At 49.7% G+C, this 15,359-nt stretch carries 14 protein-coding genes; 2 read left to right on the top strand and 12 right to left on the bottom strand.

Annotation, left to right across the window (positions count from 1 at the left end; translation table 11 throughout):
* Positions 1 to 2: 2 nt before the first annotated feature.
* The 9 genes from CFI03_RS27730 to CFI03_RS27690 all read right to left on the bottom strand — a co-directional run bounded on the left by CFI03_RS27730 (position 3) and on the right by CFI03_RS27690 (position 10,492).
* Positions 3 to 1,115 carry a sulfate ABC transporter substrate-binding protein gene (locus tag CFI03_RS27730; protein ID WP_248762255.1) on the bottom strand — a complete coding sequence of 371 codons (1,113 nt, stop codon included), beginning with the start codon at positions 1,113 to 1,115 and terminating at the stop codon, positions 3 to 5.
* Positions 1,116 to 1,335: 220 nt separating this feature from the next.
* The gene (locus CFI03_RS27725) at positions 1,336 to 2,325 is read right to left on the bottom strand and encodes an ABC transporter ATP-binding protein (protein WP_248762221.1); all 990 of its coding nucleotides are present in this window, start codon (positions 2,323 to 2,325) and stop codon (positions 1,336 to 1,338) included.
* Entirely contained in the window at positions 2,322 to 3,347 is a 1,026-nt protein-coding gene (locus CFI03_RS27720; RefSeq protein ID WP_248762219.1) for an ABC transporter ATP-binding protein, read from the bottom strand. Before CFI03_RS27720 ends, CFI03_RS27725 begins: the two co-directional genes overlap by 4 nt.
* A complete protein-coding gene (locus tag CFI03_RS27715) occupies positions 3,314 to 4,285 on the bottom strand; it encodes an ABC transporter permease (RefSeq protein ID WP_248762211.1) in 972 nt (323 codons plus the stop codon). Before CFI03_RS27715 ends, CFI03_RS27720 begins: the two co-directional genes overlap by 34 nt.
* The gene (locus tag CFI03_RS27710) at positions 4,282 to 5,253 is read right to left on the bottom strand and encodes an ABC transporter permease (protein ID WP_132307856.1); all 972 of its coding nucleotides are present in this window, start codon (positions 5,251 to 5,253) and stop codon (positions 4,282 to 4,284) included. Before CFI03_RS27710 ends, CFI03_RS27715 begins: the two co-directional genes overlap by 4 nt.
* Before the next feature lie 141 nt (positions 5,254 to 5,394).
* Positions 5,395 to 7,137 carry an ABC transporter substrate-binding protein gene (locus tag CFI03_RS27705; RefSeq protein WP_248762203.1) on the bottom strand — a complete coding sequence of 581 codons (1,743 nt, stop codon included), beginning with the start codon at positions 7,135 to 7,137 and terminating at the stop codon, positions 5,395 to 5,397.
* 357 nt (positions 7,138 to 7,494) lie between these two features.
* Positions 7,495 to 8,451 (bottom strand): primosomal protein DnaI, encoded by a 957-nt coding sequence (gene dnaI, locus CFI03_RS27700; protein ID WP_201007996.1) that lies wholly within the window; start codon positions 8,449 to 8,451, stop codon positions 7,495 to 7,497.
* Positions 8,452 to 8,474: 23 nt separating this feature from the next.
* Positions 8,475 to 9,995 (bottom strand): replication initiation and membrane attachment family protein, encoded by a 1,521-nt coding sequence (locus CFI03_RS27695; RefSeq protein WP_248762189.1) that lies wholly within the window; start codon positions 9,993 to 9,995, stop codon positions 8,475 to 8,477.
* A gap of 209 nt (positions 9,996 to 10,204) precedes the next feature.
* Positions 10,205 to 10,492 (bottom strand): YuiB family protein, encoded by a 288-nt coding sequence (locus CFI03_RS27690; protein ID WP_127493152.1) that lies wholly within the window; start codon positions 10,490 to 10,492, stop codon positions 10,205 to 10,207.
* Between the two features lie 158 nt (positions 10,493 to 10,650).
* Between CFI03_RS27690 and hemQ the strand changes: the two genes are divergently transcribed.
* Positions 10,651 to 11,397, top strand: coding sequence for a hydrogen peroxide-dependent heme synthase (gene hemQ, locus CFI03_RS27685; protein ID WP_127493155.1), 747 nt, complete (start codon positions 10,651 to 10,653; stop codon positions 11,395 to 11,397).
* A 207-nt stretch (positions 11,398 to 11,604) separates the two neighbouring features.
* Here the strand turns inward: hemQ and CFI03_RS27680 are convergent, their stop codons facing one another.
* From CFI03_RS27680 to CFI03_RS27670, 3 genes are all read right to left on the bottom strand, one after another.
* Entirely contained in the window at positions 11,605 to 12,141 is a 537-nt protein-coding gene (locus CFI03_RS27680; protein ID WP_283094709.1) for an NUDIX domain-containing protein, read from the bottom strand.
* A gap of 368 nt (positions 12,142 to 12,509) precedes the next feature.
* Entirely contained in the window at positions 12,510 to 12,770 is a 261-nt protein-coding gene (locus CFI03_RS27675) for a hypothetical protein (RefSeq protein ID WP_127493161.1), read from the bottom strand.
* Positions 12,770 to 13,963: an NAD(P)/FAD-dependent oxidoreductase gene (locus tag CFI03_RS27670; protein WP_015846384.1), complete on the bottom strand. Its 1,194-nt coding sequence runs from the start codon at positions 13,961 to 13,963 to the stop codon at positions 12,770 to 12,772. The genes CFI03_RS27675 and CFI03_RS27670 overlap by 1 nt, the downstream gene beginning before the upstream one ends.
* A 355-nt stretch (positions 13,964 to 14,318) precedes the next feature.
* Between CFI03_RS27670 and CFI03_RS27665 the strand changes: the two genes are divergently transcribed.
* A complete protein-coding gene (locus CFI03_RS27665; RefSeq protein WP_248762171.1) occupies positions 14,319 to 15,320 on the top strand; it encodes an NAD(P)/FAD-dependent oxidoreductase in 1,002 nt (333 codons plus the stop codon).
* Positions 15,321 to 15,359: the final 39 nt, after the last annotated feature.

Genomic DNA, 15,359 nt, shown 5'->3' with positions numbered 1-15,359 from the left:
CATTATTTCGAGCCTGGCGTGTAAATCTTGTCGAAGATGCCGCCATCGTTAAAGTGTTTCTCTTGAGCCGTCTTCCAGCCGCCGAAGTCATCGATGGTAATCAGTTCAAGATCTTTGAATTGGTCTTTGTATTTCGCTGCAACCGTTTCGTTGATTGGACGGTAGTAGTTTTGCGCCGCAATTTCTTGGCCTTCGTCGGAGTACAGGTATTGCAGGTAAGCCGTAGCTACGTCACGCGTGCCGCGTTTGTCTACCACTTTGTCAACGACGGCAACGGGAGGCTCCGCTTTAATGCTGAGCGAAGGATATACGATATCGAATTTATCCGGACCAAGCTCTTTCACGGACAGGTAAGCTTCATTCTCCCAGGCAAGCAATACGTCGCCGATGCCTTTTTCTACGAACGTTGTGGTAGCGCCGCGTGCGCCGGAATCAAGTACAGGAACATGTTTATACAATTGTTGTACGAATTCTTGCGCTTTCGCTTCATCGTTATTGTTTTGTTTGAGCGCGTAACCCCAAGCCGCGAGATAGTTCCAGCGCGCACCGCCGGATGTCTTCGGATTTGGAGTAATAACTTCAACGCCATCCTTGATCAGATCGCCCCAATCGTTAATGCCTTTTGGGTTACCCTTGCGCACAAGGAAGACGATGGTGGATGTATATGGCGCGCTGTTATGTTCGAATTTGGTTTGCCAGTCTTGATTGATAAGACCAGGCCCAACAAGAGCATCGATATCGTAACCAAGCGCCAACGTTACGACATCGGCATCCAGACCGTCGATAACCGCGCGCGCTTGAGCGCCGGAGCCGCCGTGGGATTGCTTAACGGTAACTTTTTGGCCTGTTTTGTCCAGCCAATATTTCGAGAATGCTTCGTTATATTTAACGTACAGCTCACGGGTTGGATCGTAAGATACGTTCAGGAGTTCAACATCTTTAGGTTTTTCGGTTGGAGCTTCGGATGCAGTGCCCGCATTGGATGCTGCAGGAGTTTCTTTATTTCCACTGCTCGAGGAATTCGAATTGGAGTTGGAGTTATTGCCGCATGCTGCGAGGGCCAGCGTAAAAGTAAGAATAAGTACGAACGAGCGGATAATAGCTAATCTCTTCATTGTCAACACACCCCTATTTTTATTGACAGACGAATAATGATTAGCATCCGGTGGTCCGGGTAGATAATATTATTCCTACCTGTTTAGTTGGTTATGGATGAATATTACCAGTCCGCCCAATCATCTGTCAATAGAAAATTGGAAATTATTTATTGACTATATAAGGCAAACTTATAAACAGACGCAATAAAAGCCGGGCAGCAGCCCGGCTTTAGTTGCGTTATTGAGCTAAACCTTCATCCAGCGGGAAATGGCAGGCGATTTGCCTTCCATCCTCGCGCTCCTTCAGAAGCGGTTCTTCCACGCTGCATTTGGCTTTCGCCGCCGGGCAGCGCGGGTGGAAACGGCAGCCGGACGGCGGGTTAGCCGGCGACGGCACATCGCCCTGCAGCACGATTCTCTCCCGTTTCCGCGTCGGGTCCGGCCTTGGAATGGCCGATAAGAGAGCTGCCGTATACGGATGGAGCGGTTTCGCGAACAGTTCCTCCGTTGGCGCGATCTCGACGATTTTCCCCAGATACATAACGCCTACCCGGTCGGAGATATGCCGCACCACGTTAAGACCATGGGCAATAAAAAGAAAGGTTAACCCAAGCTCGCGCTGAAGCTTCATCAGCAGGTTAATAACCTGCGATTGCACCGATACGTCAAGGGCGGATACCGCTTCGTCCGCGACAATAAACTCGGGATTTAAAGCGATTGCCCTTGCGATACCGATCCGCTGCCGCTGACCGCCGGAGAACTCGTTCGGATACCGGTTGCGGCGAGTAGCGTCGAGGCCAACAAGCTCCATCAGCTCAACGACACGCTTGTCGATCTCGCGCTCCGTCATCCTCTCGTGCAGCCGCAGCGGCTCCCCGATAATATCCTTTACCAGAAAACGCGGGTTCAGCGATCCGAATGGATCCTGGAAAATAATCTGCATCTGCTTCCGCAGCCGGCGCAGCTCCGATCCTGCTAACTTCTGGACATCCGTCCCGTTAAAGTTAACCTCGCCTTCCGTCGCCTTATGAAGATTAAGCACAACCCGGCCAAGCGTTGATTTGCCGCAGCCCGACTCGCCAACAAGCCCAAACGTCTCTCCCTTGCGGATGGAGAGCGTCACGTCGTCCACCGCTTTGACCTGGCCAACTACCCGGTTCAGGAGACCCGACCGGATCGGGAAATATTTTTTCACTCCGCGCAGCTCCAATACGTATTCCGCGTTCATCGGCTCACCTCAGGCTTCGATTCATTTTTCCATGCTGCGGCTCCGCCTTCCTCCGAATACATCCAGCAGGAAGCGTAATGATCCTCGGTTACGGCCATAGCCGGTGGTGCCTTCTCCCGGCAAATATCCTTCGCATACGGGCAGCGGGGATGGAAGCGGCAGCCCTCAGGGAGCTGGCTTAAACCGGGGATATTGCCCCGTATCGTATACAACTCTTCGCCGCGAGCGCCTTCCAAGCCCGGCACCGATTTCAGGAGGCCTTCCGTATAAGGATGGCTAGGGCGTGCGAATATTTCGTTTGCGCTGCCCTCCTCCACGATGATGCCGGCGTACATAACCGCTATGCGGTCTGCCATCTCGGCGGCCACGCCCATGTCATGCGTAATGAGCAGAATGGACATGCCAAGCTCCTTCTGCAGGCTGCGGAGCAGGTCGAGAATTTGCGCCTGTACCGTAACGTCCAGTGCCGTGGTTGGCTCGTCTGCGATAAGCAGGCTGGGATCGCACGCTAGGGCTATCGCGATAACAACCCGCTGGCACATCCCGCCGGACAGCTCATGCGGATATTGCTTGACCCGGATTTCCGGAGCCGGAATGCCCACCAGTCGCAGCATGTCAACCGCCATTTTACGGGCTTCCTTCTTTCCTTTTTTCCGGTGAAGCATAATGCTCTCGGCGATCTGATCCCCTATGGTATAGACAGGATTGAGAGAGGACATCGGATCCTGGAAAATCATCGCGATTTTGTTGCCGCGAATCCGGATCATTTCATCCTGGCTCTTTTTCGCCAGATCCTCGCCTTGGAATTTGATGCTCCCTTCCAGAATCGCGCCGCCGTTATAATCAATCAGCCGCATGACGGCCAATGAAGTGACGCTTTTGCCGCTGCCCGATTCTCCAACCAGACAGACGGTTTTCCCTTTTTCAATGGAGATGGACAGATGCTCGGTTGCTTTAACCGTACCGCCCACCGTCAGAAATCCAGCCGTTAAATTTTCGATTTCAAGAAGCTTTTCCGCCATCTGTCAATCCTCCTCTCGGACATTTTCTGCCGCGGGTTCAGGGAGTCTTGAATGCCGTCACCTATAAAATTCACGGCTAGCACAACCAGAAGAATGCAAACGCCGGGGTAGACGGCCTGCAGCGGATCAACAAGCATAAACTCCTGCGCGTTGCTCAGCATTAGCCCCCAGCTTGTTTTCGGCGCTTGAATGCCTAAGCCGAGATAGGATAATGCCGATTCGCTCAAAATCGCTGACCCCACCATTAAAGTTGCGTTTACGATAATCGGAAAGCTTGCGTTGCGAAGCAAATGTTTGAAAATAATGCCGAGATTCGATACTCCGATGGCCCTTGCCGCTTCTACGTACTGCATCTCCCGAAGCTGCAGGAACATTCCCCGCACAAGCCGCGCCACGCTCATCCAACTCGTTAGGATCAGTACGATAATCATGTAACGGAATTCGGTGCCGAAGATCGCGAGCACCAGAATATTAAGGAACAATAACGGAATCGAATTCATCACGTCTACAAGCCGCATAAAGCAGGTATCGATAAATCCGCCGAAAAAACCGGATATGGATCCGATAATGGCCCCGATAATGACAGATCCGGCAGCTACCGAAAATCCAACCGTCAAAGAAATCCGAGCGCTATAGAGCAATCTCGCGAAGATGTCCCGGCCTAACTCGTCCGTGCCCAGCAAATGCCCGTCCGTACCCGCTTTTGCATTTACAAACATCATATCGATTTTTGCCGGATCGTATTTCGTAAGCCAAGGCGCTGCCGCCCCGCCGATTATAAAAATCAGAAGGACAACAAGACCGGTGACCGCATAAGGATTGCGCCTGAATTTGGACCAAGCCGTACGCCAAGGGCCTGGGGGGCGCTTAAGCGGCTTACTCGTCTGTACTTCAACTTGCGGGATAACCGTTGAGGTTTGCAAATTGGCTTCGCTCATGCCGACCTTCCCCCTCTCTTGCCAAGCTGCACCCGCGGATCAACGACGGCATACAACAAGTCAGCGAGCAGATTACCGAAAATGACAATAACAGCCGTCAATAGAGTAATAGCCATAAGAACGGAGTACTCTCGCGCAACCGCCATCTGTACGAATAAACGGCCCATTCCCGGCCAATTGAAGACACTTTCGGTTATGGCCGCGCCGGCAACGAGCAGCGGCAGGTCAAGCGCAATAATCGTAATAATCGGAATAAGCGCATTGCGGAGAGCATGTTTGTAGATGACTTTCCCTTCCTGTACCCCTTTTGCCCGTGCCGTACGGATATAATCCTGATTGAGCACTTCCATCATGCTGGAACGCGAATATTTCACGTAAGCAGCCAGAAAACCGAGAGTAAGAACGGTCACCGGCAAAACAAGATGCAGCATCAAGTCGCCGAATTGACCTTCTTTATCCATGGAATACATATCGGCCAGCGGCAGAAGATCCAGCTTTATCGAGAAGATCTGCTGAAGAATGATCCCGAACCAGAAGGTCGGCATCGCAAATCCAATATACGAAATAAAGGAGGCCGTTTGATCGGAGAGGCTGTATTCCTTCGTGCTGTTGTAGATGCCCCATGGAATAGCGATGATCAGTGTCAGAAGCCAAGCGACACTCATCAGAATAAACGTGTTTTTAACGGTTGGCCAAATAATCTCGCCAATCGGCACATGATTCTTGAACGTATAACCCAGGTCGCCCTGCAGCAAATTGCCTAACCAACTTAAATATTGCATGGGAAGTGGTTTATCAAGACCCATGTTATGGGCCTGTATTTCCATGGCTTCCGGCGATAAGCCGGGCGCCAGCATGATTTGAAACGGTCCTCCCGGAGCGGCATGGATAAGCCCGAATGTCACGAGCGTAATCAGGAATAGCACCAAGACGGACTGAAGTGTTCGGCGAATAATAAACTCGGTCATTTGCCCATCCTCCTAAAAGAATTGCCACTGCTCTTGTGACAATTCTGCTTCGTAAGCGTAAACCTAAGAATTGCCGCGGATTGGTTTACAAGGAAGAAGAGGGCCACGCCCTCTTCTTCTGCAAACGATTGATTACGCCGCTTATTCGGCCAGCCACCATTTGATCATATGATAGAAATATCCGGTTTGCTGCGTTGGTACAGGCGCATCCTCTTCCGCAAATTTCACTTTAGGTCCGATACCTTGAGGGTTGCCGTATTGGTACAGGAATACGTAAGGCAAGTCAGTCGAAATTTCGGTTGCGATTTGGTTGTAAATTTCTTTACGGGCTGCTTGATCCACCACGGAGTAACCGTCCACCCACAGCTTGTCGAGCTTCTCGTTCTTATACCAACCGCTGTTTTGACCTGCCGGCGGGAAGTATTTCGACGAGAAGATGCTTTCGCCATCCGGATCCGGATTGCTAAGCGACCAGCCAAGCAGAATGGCAGGGTATTTACCAGGCGTAATGTTCTGATCGATCCATGTTGCGAAATCGATCGCCGTCGGCTTCACTTCGATGCCTACGTCCTTCAGGTTCTGCTGAATGATTTGCGCTACCGCTTCACGGCGGCTGTTGCCGGCGTTGTATTGCAGTTCGAAGGAGAAGCGGTGGCCGTCTTTCGCGAGAATGCCGTCTTTGCCGGCAACCCAGCCGTCTTCGGCCAGCAGCGCTTTTGCTTTCTCGGCGTCGTAATTGTAATTAACCGCTTTGTCGCCCGGATCCGACCAGGAGCCAGGAAGGAACGGTGCATTCATCAGAGCGCCTGTACCTTTCAGCACGTTATCGACCATGCCTTGGCGGTTCAAAGCGTAAGCAATGGCTTGACGACTCTTCTGCGAAGAGAACGGAATGAACTTATCCGGGAAGTTGTTGGCGTCAAAGTTAAAGCTGATATACTCGTAGGTCGAGGTTGATCCTTTAATGACATTGATTTTGTCGTTTTTCTCAACCGCTTCAAGCTGCGTGATCGGAATCGCCAGCGTCGTGTCCACATCGCCTTTGATCAGCGCTTGAACTTCCGTATTTTGATCGGCGTAAATTTTGTAAACGACTTTTTGAATATTAGGCTTTACTTCGCCCCAATAATTCGGATCGGCTTCCAGGCTTACGTATTGGCCGGCTTTCCACTCCGACCATTTCCAAGGACCGCTTGTCACCGTCTTGGCAGGGTCTTTACCGAATGCATTCGCCTGCAGATCTTCAGGCTTCACGTCCTTGAGGATATGGCTTGGCACCGGATTAAGCATTAGGGAATATTGGAATGGCGCGTATACTTGCTTCAGCGTAATTTTGACGGTGTAGTCGTCGACTTTCTCGACGCTGCCAACTTTGTCAAACGTGCTGATGCCTGGCGCACCCGCTTTTGGATTGATGATCGTATTAATAGTAAAGACCAAATCATCCGCGGTAATTGGTTGACCGTCACTCCATTTGGCCGTATTTTTCATTTTTACGGTATAGGTTTTGCTGTCTTCCGAAATTTGCGGAAGTTCAGCAGCGATAGACCATGGCTGTACAACCAGGTTGCCGTCACGGTCAAGATCGTACAATTGGGCGAATAACAAATATTGCATATCTCCGGAAGCCGTATCATTCACAAAAATCGGATTGACCGAGACAATATCGGAGAATGTGCTTACCGTTAGCGTTCCGCCTACTTTAGGCGCATTGGGATCCTCTGAAGGTTCCGCGGAAGGAGAAGCCGATTCGTCGGCAGTTGTTGCCGAAGGCGAAGGGGAATTCGAGCTGTTATTAGTATTCTTATTGGAACAGCCTGCGATTAGGATAACCAGAATACTTAATAGGAACAAAAACTTCATAGATTTCTTTCGGGTAATCATCCTATCTCCTCCTTTAAATTGAACGTGATATCGTCCATATGCTCTGTTTAAACATCGCTGCCTTTTCATTTGTTCAAATCTTTTAATTTTTCTGATTATTTTAAACATAAGTATTGCATTCTGTTTACATCGCCTACATAATTTACTAGTAAGGCATTAATAGCAAACTCATTCTAAACTTCTGCTCACCGATTTCGTCTTCCATAGATGTACATCTTGAACTTTATTTTTCCAAGTATGTAACATTCTCTCACCTCCCCATGAAGAGAGTATACTATAAGTTATTAACGCGGTAAATAGTTAAAGTATGTTCAAAAAAAGAGGCTGCACATTTGAACAAATGTGCAGCCTCTTTTTTTATTTGCGTCCCCGCTTATTCTCTCCCGTGACCATAACAACTTCAACATAAGGCCTGATCCGGTTCATCAGGCGTTCTCCTTTATGCTGCTCATCGCCGTCTTTGCTTGTAAAGCTGAAGTGTCTCTCCAGAGCATCCAGCTCATAGTTGGAAGTATATAAGGTAGGCTTCCGGTTCATCCGGTAATTGAGAATCGATCCAAGGACATGGTCCCGAACCCATGGATTCAGGTTCTCGGCTCCGATATCGTCAAAGATGAGAAGATCGGTCTCCTTCATCATCTCTACCGTCTCGCGAAGCTTAGTCTGGTCATGCATCATCGATTTCAAATCTTCCACGAATTCCGGCATGTAAACGATAGCTCCCGAGTATCCCGCCTTCGCAAGCTCGTGAAGCAGATAACACATAAGAAACGTCTTGCCCGTGCCGAACTTGCCAGCCAGGTACAAGCCTTCCTTTTGCAGCCCTTCTTCCTTCGTCTTATCGATATAAGCGAGAATCTGATAGGCTGCCTCGGTCCGCTTCGGATCGTTGAACAATATTTCATCGGCCGAATAACCGTTATTCAGCGCAGTCTCGTCCACATAGAAGCTGCGAATCCGGTTCTTGATCTGCTCTTCGCTGCGCCGCGCGAGGAACTTTTTGCAGGATACCTTCCGGTCAATCAATTGAACCTGATCATTAACCGTTTCGCAAGAAAGCAATGTATAATGGCCTTCGAAATCATTCGGACAATTGTTTAATCCCGGGCAGTTCGAACAATTCCGGTATTCATTCACATATTGATAAACCCGGTTCATATTCATCCGTACCGCACGTTCATCCAGCTCAGGGTGCTTGACGAACAGACGCTCAACAAGAGGGTCCGCCATTAGCTCTCTAAGCTTTTGTTCCGCTTGATCGTTCATTGACTTACCGCCAGGCCATGCTTTTAACATTTCACCAAGCGATTCCATTCGTATTCACCCCGCTTTATGGTTTAACCTTTGCCGTCCAGCTTTCTGGCCAGCTGTCGCATTTGTTCCAGCTTCTCCGGCGAGATTGCCGTATCTCCCGCTCCTTCATCCTGTACAATCGGAATTGAAGGCTTACGCGAAATACCTCCGCGCGAGCTGTTGCGCGACGTTCCTCTCGTGCCCGGAAGACCTGCTGCCGCTCTGGCATTCCGGCGTTCCTTGTCGGCCTCTACCTCGGCTTGTTCTCTGACGTAAAGAACGGCCTTCTCGAAGGTATCCACCTGCTTTACCAGCATGTTGGACACAACGGCCTCCACGAATGTTTTCGTTACGCGCTGCGCATCGTTCATGCCTATCACGTAATGAATAAGTACGTTGATTACCGGTTCGGGGAGTTTGTAATTCAGATCAATCCGCTCAAAGGATCTTTCGATCCAATCCGGTACGGCCCCAGGGAAAAACCGCTGCAAAAAACGGGTATGCGGTTCGTTCCGCATGAGCATATTATATTGCTGCACGTCGCATCTGCCCGCCAATTGACTTGGCACAAGCATGTAATACTCTTCCTGAACGCCAAACTCGACAAGCTCTTCCTCCGTCTCGTTTGGTTGAACGGCTGCTGCCTGTACGCGGGCAAGCGTTCTTTGCCGTTCTCCTTCGCGCTTCTTATCCTGGCGGTACAGTTGATTCGCGCGCAGTTGAATTTCGTCTACGATCAGATCGCCATTCGAAGCGAAAATGCCGTCTTCATCCAATAAGCGGCAAATGTCCGCAACGGATAGATTGTATTTGTAAGCAACATAATTGACTTGCGCGAGCTGCTCGGAATTGCCGCGCATTCGCTCCACATAACTTCGGTTTGCCGAATTTCGCGGAAAACGAAGGATAATTTCCCCGTAAGGAATACCTGCCGTCTCAAGCTGTGCCCGAGGCGCAGCCTGGCGGGTTGGCGCTACTTCCGTTAAAGCTTGTTCGAGCTCCTGATCCACCGAATGCGTGTTCAGTTGGAAGAGCTCATAGAAAGGCACCGATATGTTTTCTTTGGTCAACTGCTTCTGCGCCAGCTCGTCCGGCTCTTGCGCCCCAAACGATTCGCGAAGCGAAATAACCGCGTACTTGCCGATCTTGTCCCTAAGAAGCAGGGTCAAATGCTGATTGCGGAAAAATTCCCCCGGCGTTAGCGGCTGCGACAGTTCGTATTCGTACATGACATCCGCCTGATCCGGCACTCCTACCCTCGACGTCTGCAGAAGCCCAACCGCTTCGAGGCGCGATGCCTGATCGATCAAATATTTTCTGCCGCGTTCGTTCATGTCCAGTCCAAGTCCCAGGAACAGCTTGCGCTGCGTTTCAATGGCGGAATAACCGGACGTTCCTTCGGCGATGCCATGATAAAGCTGCTGATATAAAGCAATAGCAAATGCGCCTATCATCGGCTGATAGATAAGCGACAACATTTTATAGTCCAGGCTGCTTAGCGAAAAATCTCGAAAAATGTAATAACGGTGATGTTCTGTATATTGCAGTAGATTACCGATGCGCAATTGCATCTCTCCATCTCATTCGTACTTTCTATTATTCTAACATAAAAAGAAGGGCCGGGGACGAATACAAAACTAGAAATATGAGGTGACGCGGCAAGCGGCCGTCGCTATCCCTGGCAGAACGCGGTATACGAGGAAACTAATAATTTTCTTAGAAACGGAAAACGGCTCCGTGATTCCCTTCGGAATAACGGAAGCCGTTGAATAATTTAGAACATTTTATAGCCGCCGCGGCGCAGCGCGCGAATGGCCCATCCGCTGATATAAGCACCCGCCAAAGCGCCGATAACCGGGATAACATCTACATATGTAAACTCTGTGAAATTGTCGACAAACGAAACGGAATGATCCCATGTCGACCATATGCCGATAGGCAGCAGTACGATTATAAAGACATAAATAGGAAACCACGTTGTTTTGAGAAGCATGTTGAGAATAAAGCCGATGCCGAACATCATGACCAGGAACAGCACGGTGGCTACAAATAATTGAAGCATGTCCTCTTCTCCTTATGGAAAGTCTCGCTTTTCAGTTTAAATAATGGAAATAAGGAAGTCAATCGGAGCTGTCCATTTGTCACAAGTCCGCCATTTGCTCTAGCTGATTTATTTACGATACAATATTAAAAGCAATGTGACGAGAGGAGAATTTACCCATGAGTGAAGTAGCCATTACATTAGAAGGCTGGTACGCGCTGCATGATTTCCGTTCGATGGATTGGGCGGCATGGCGGCTTGCAAGCGATAGAGAACGGAGCCAGGCTTTGGACGAGCTTCAATCCTTCTTGAAGGAATGGAGCAGCGTTGACGAGAACAAGCAAGGCAGCACGGCTGTTTATTCCATCGTTGGCCAAAAAGCCGATTTCGTGTTTATGCACCTGCGCGAAACGCTGGAAGAGCTGAACGAGATCGAAACCGCGTTTAACAAAACGCTGTTCGCCGAGTTCACGCAGCCGGCTCACTCGTATGTGAGCGTTGTTGAGCTTAGCAACTACGTCAATTCCCCGGGCAGCGACCCGATGCAAAATCCGGAGGTTGTGGCGCGTCTGAAGCCATCCCTTCCAAAAGCAAGACATATTTGCTTCTACCCGATGAACAAACGCCGTTCCGGCAACGATAACTGGTACATGCTGAGCATGGAAGACCGCCGCAACATGATGCGCAGCCACGGCATGATCGGCCGCAAATATGCCGGCAAGGTGAAACAGATCATCACCGGCTCCGTTGGTTTCGATGATTGGGAATGGGGCGTTACGCTGTTTGCCGACGATGCCCTTCAGTTCAAAAAGCTCGTATACGAAATGCGCTTTGACGAAGTCAGCGCGCGTTACGGCGACTTTGGCGAATTCTTTGTAGGGAATCTGCTGACGGACGAGAAGTTTAAGGCGATGCTCTCGCTGTAGGCATTGTAGGTTAGTGGCAGGACTGCGCATTTGAATGTTCTTCCGATCGCTGTTGTTCACGGATTCCTTGATTATTGGTTAATAGGTTGGAATCCGTGAACAAAGGCGAACTCTCCGTTTCTCCAGAATCATTTGAGCTGCTACGGCATCGTCAACCTATTTTTTTTGACCGATAACGCCACCGGGTGATTCCGGTGGCGTTATTTTTTAGGGCAGATAGACGTCGTAGGACTGGTATTTCGTCTTGGTGGTTATTGGGCTGGATGATTTGAGCAGGCCTTGGTTAGAACCGTCGGCTGATTGGATGAATTGTTTCGCGAGATCAATGACCTGCGGGTCATTTAAAGCCTGAGACGGAATTTGGAATCGCAGATCGGAGATCTCGTTCTGATCCAATGCCATTAGTTCGCCGGATACATACTCCATTTCGAAAACAATATAAATCCCCGTTTCCCTAACATCCCCCACTTGCCTCACTCCGCTTCGGATGCCGACAATTCTTGTTGGGACAGCGGACAGCCCCGTCTCCTCCTGAACTTCCCGAGTCAAAGCTTCCTCCAAGGATTCCCCCGCTTCAACAAATCCTCCCGGCAGCAGCCATAATCCTTTATTAGCTCCATAATTTTGTTGAACCAGTAAAACCTCATCCGCTTTGCGCACGATTCCCCAAACCGAAATCGAAAATGGATTTGTCAGTTTTATCCGCCTCCCAACATCCCTGCTTTGGTTACAGCATAATACCAACCTTGTTCATAACTGAAATATATAGACTCGATAGAGCTTATAGTTAATAACAATAATACTCCTGCAACTCTGTGTATCGAACACAGTCCGGAACCTCCACAAAAAAAAAAGCCTCAGCTAACGAAACTACGTATCGCTATTCGCTCGAATTTAGCGGTTTGGGAATTCCAACGAAACCTGGTATCGCTATTTACCGCTTATAAGCATCATGATGCCCGAAAAAGGGCAAATAGCGATATGACGTTTCGTCAGATCGCGAAGCGCGGAGCGGACAAACGTCCGGTCAAAATAAAAAAGCTCTCGCCTAAGCGCAATGTCATTAAGTTTGCTTAACTCAATGACATTGTCGCCGGAGCGAAAGCTTTTTATTAATCTTCGTCGTCCTCGTCCAGGAGGCCGAGGCGTTTTTGTTCGAGATAGAGCTCAGTCGCACGGTCGCGCTCGCGGCCTTTCTCCTTCAGCCGCTCGATGGCGGGCAGGATGAGAATATCCACTTCTTTTTGCACCGTATACGACAGATCATAACGCTGCTGGGACTCGAGGAACGAGCCGACTTCCATCAACGCATTGTAGCGGTCGAGCTCATCCCGAGTCAACAATCCGCGGACTTGAACGCTGCAGTGGCGCATTACAGGAACTTCCCTTTGCGAAGCACAAGCGGAATACCGCCGATAATAAACAGGTAACGCAGGTCGATCATCTTTTTCAGCCAAGCAGCCGTGCGGCCTTTGTATTTCTTGCCGAAGGCGATGCCAATCGCTTCGCCTTTGCCAAGCGACGCCACTGTGCCTTTGTTGCTGAAGACAAAAGCCTTCAAAGGCTGGTTGCGGATCGAAGCAATCAGGTTATGAGCGCATACAACGCCTTGCTGCATGGCGATTTGAGCGGTTGGAGGGTAAGGACGGCCCTCAGGATTAAACATCAGGGAGTTGTCGCCCACGATGTAAATATTCTCATGGCCTGGCGCGCGCAGGTTATCGTCCACTTTTACGCGTCCGCGCATCGTTTCAAAGCCTGCATCCTCAATCAGACGATTGCCGCGGATACCCCCGGTCCAGATGACCGTCTGCGATTTGATTTCTTCGCCTTCGCCAACGACGACGCCGTCCGGCGTGCACTCTTTGATCGCCGTTCCGATGCGGAACGTTACGCCTTTTTTAGTTAATACGTCCATCGCGTATTCCACGAGTTCAGGATCGAAGCCCGGAAGCGCGGTTGGCGCAGCTTCAATATTATAAATTTTCACGAGTGCGGGATCGACGTCGAACTGCTTGCACAGCTCAGGGATACGGTCGGACAGCTCGCCAATGAATTCGATGCCGGTAAAGCCCGCTCCGCCTACGATAAAGGTCAGGTAGTCGGTACGATGCGGTTCGCGCTTGAAGCGCGCGAATTGATATTCGATATGCTCACGGATGAGGCGGACGGAGTTGATGCTTCTAATATTCATTGCATATTCGCCAAGCCCAGGAATGCCGAAGGTTTCGGGCTCGCCGCCAAGACCGATGACCAGATAATCATACGAAAGAGTTCCATCTTCGAGAATAACCTTTTTGTCCTGCGGACGAATCTGAACGACCGTCGATTTCACGAAGTCGATCTTGAATTCGTCAATCAGCTTGGAAATGCTGACGCGCGCATTCTCCGGGTTATCCGTTCCCGCAGCAGGCATATGCAAATGCGTTGTAATATAATGATAGTCGTGCTTATTCACCAAAGTGACGTCGGCCTCGTTATAATTAAGTTCTTTTTGCAACCGCAGCGCAGTAAGCACACCGCCGTAGCCAGCTCCTAAGATGACAATTTTGGGTATGTTGCTCATCGTATGATCCCATCCATTCCTTAGCTTGTTTATGTGTCTTTTTGTTTGTGAAAAATTACACAATCCGTGCTGGATCTATATTTCTACCCCAGCGAATTGTGTCATTTTTTGGTCCGATTTATCGCTCCGATTGTACGCTATAAATACCCGCGTTGCAGTCCTATTTATCTACTGTTGACTGTCCAAATTCGGCGCCATACATACAATACATCAGAAATATTACATAGTTTTCACTTAAACTTCAAGAGCAAAATATACGAAAAACTTTAGAGCAGCATACAAATTAATATTTCCTTCTTGGAAACGGCAGGCATATAATAGAAAGCAGATCATCAATATATTGGAGGTGCTTTCCATGTCATCCGTAGAGCAGCCGAATAACCTTGCAGATATTATCATTATTGGCGGCGGGCCTGCCGGCCTGTTTGCAGCCTTTTATGGCGGAATGCGCCAGGCATCCGTTAAAATTATCGAGAGCATGCCTCAGCTAGGCGGTCAGCTAGCAGCCCTTTATCCGGAGAAGTACATATATGACGTGGCCGGGTTTCCGAAAGTTACAGCCCAAGAGCTTGTTGATCGGTTAATTGAGCAAATCAGTCTTTTTCAGCAGGAAATATTATTAGAAGAAAAAGTCGTTGAAGTGAACAAACAGAGCGAACGTTTATTTGAAGTCATTACCAATAAAGCCGTACATTATGCAAAAGCCGTTATTATTACGGCGGGCGTTGGCGCTTTCGAGCCGCGCAAGCTGGAGCTGCCCGAAGCCATGCAATACGAGAAGAGCAATCTTCATTATTTCGTCGGGGATCTGAACCGGTTCAAGGGGCAAAAGGTACTGCTCACGGGCGGCGGCGATTCGGCCGTTGACTGGGCGCTGATGCTTGAGCCCATCGCGGAGTCGGTTACGCTGGTACACCGCCGCGACAAGTTCCGCGCGCATGAACATAGCGTAGAGAATCTGATGAACTCGAAGGTTAACGTCCAGACGCCTAAAGAGGTTACCTCCCTCCACGGGGACGGCCGGATCAGCCGCGTAACGTTGACGGATGTCAAAACCAAGGAGCAAGCCGAGATCGAAGTAGATGCGGTAATCGTCAATTACGGCTTTGTTTCCTCTCTCGGCCCGATTGCCGAATGGGGCATTGAGATTCAAGGCGGCTCCATTGTCGTGGATACAAGAATGGAGACCAGCGTCAGCGGCATTTTTGCCGCGGGAGACATTACGACCTACCCGGGTAAGCTGAAGCTGATTGCCGTTGGCTTCGGGGAAGCCCCTACCGCCATTAATAACGCGAAGGTCTATATTGATCCGGACGCTAAGCTCTCACCGGGGCATAGCAGCAACATGAAGCTGTAGCGAATGTTAAAACGGAAATAAGAAGGGTATCCTAACGTT

The organism is Paenibacillus sp. ATY16 (assembly GCF_003399985.2).
GTDB lineage: Bacteria > Bacillota > Bacilli > Paenibacillales > Paenibacillaceae > Pristimantibacillus > Pristimantibacillus glycanilyticus.
The sequence above is the reverse complement of the archived record's forward strand: the minus strand, read 5'-3'. Positions and strand labels throughout refer to the sequence as shown.

Excerpts from the sequence above, each read along its gene's own strand:
- hemQ (WP_127493155.1), top strand. The coding sequence starts at position 10,651 with ATGAGTGAAGTAGCCATTACATTAGAAGGCTGGTACGCGCTGCATGAT.
- CFI03_RS27705 (WP_248762203.1), bottom strand. The coding sequence starts at position 7,137 with ATGATTACCCGAAAGAAATCTATGAAGTTTTTGTTCCTATTAAGTATT.
- CFI03_RS27710 (WP_132307856.1), bottom strand. The coding sequence starts at position 5,253 with ATGACCGAGTTTATTATTCGCCGAACACTTCAGTCCGTCTTGGTGCTA.
- CFI03_RS27670 (WP_015846384.1), bottom strand. The coding sequence starts at position 13,963 with ATGAGCAACATACCCAAAATTGTCATCTTAGGAGCTGGCTACGGCGGT.
- CFI03_RS27730 (WP_248762255.1), bottom strand. The coding sequence starts at position 1,115 with ATGAAGAGATTAGCTATTATCCGCTCGTTCGTACTTATTCTTACTTTT.
- CFI03_RS27715 (WP_248762211.1), bottom strand. The coding sequence starts at position 4,285 with ATGAGCGAAGCCAATTTGCAAACCTCAACGGTTATCCCGCAAGTTGAA.
- CFI03_RS27725 (WP_248762221.1), bottom strand. The coding sequence starts at position 2,325 with ATGAACGCGGAATACGTATTGGAGCTGCGCGGAGTGAAAAAATATTTC.
- CFI03_RS27720 (WP_248762219.1), bottom strand. The coding sequence starts at position 3,347 with ATGGCGGAAAAGCTTCTTGAAATCGAAAATTTAACGGCTGGATTTCTG.
- dnaI (WP_201007996.1), bottom strand. The coding sequence starts at position 8,451 with ATGGAATCGCTTGGTGAAATGTTAAAAGCATGGCCTGGCGGTAAGTCA.
- CFI03_RS27675 (WP_127493161.1), bottom strand. The coding sequence starts at position 12,770 with ATGCGCCACTGCAGCGTTCAAGTCCGCGGATTGTTGACTCGGGATGAG.
- CFI03_RS27665 (WP_248762171.1), top strand. The coding sequence starts at position 14,319 with ATGTCATCCGTAGAGCAGCCGAATAACCTTGCAGATATTATCATTATT.
- CFI03_RS27690 (WP_127493152.1), bottom strand. The coding sequence starts at position 10,492 with ATGCTTCAATTATTTGTAGCCACCGTGCTGTTCCTGGTCATGATGTTC.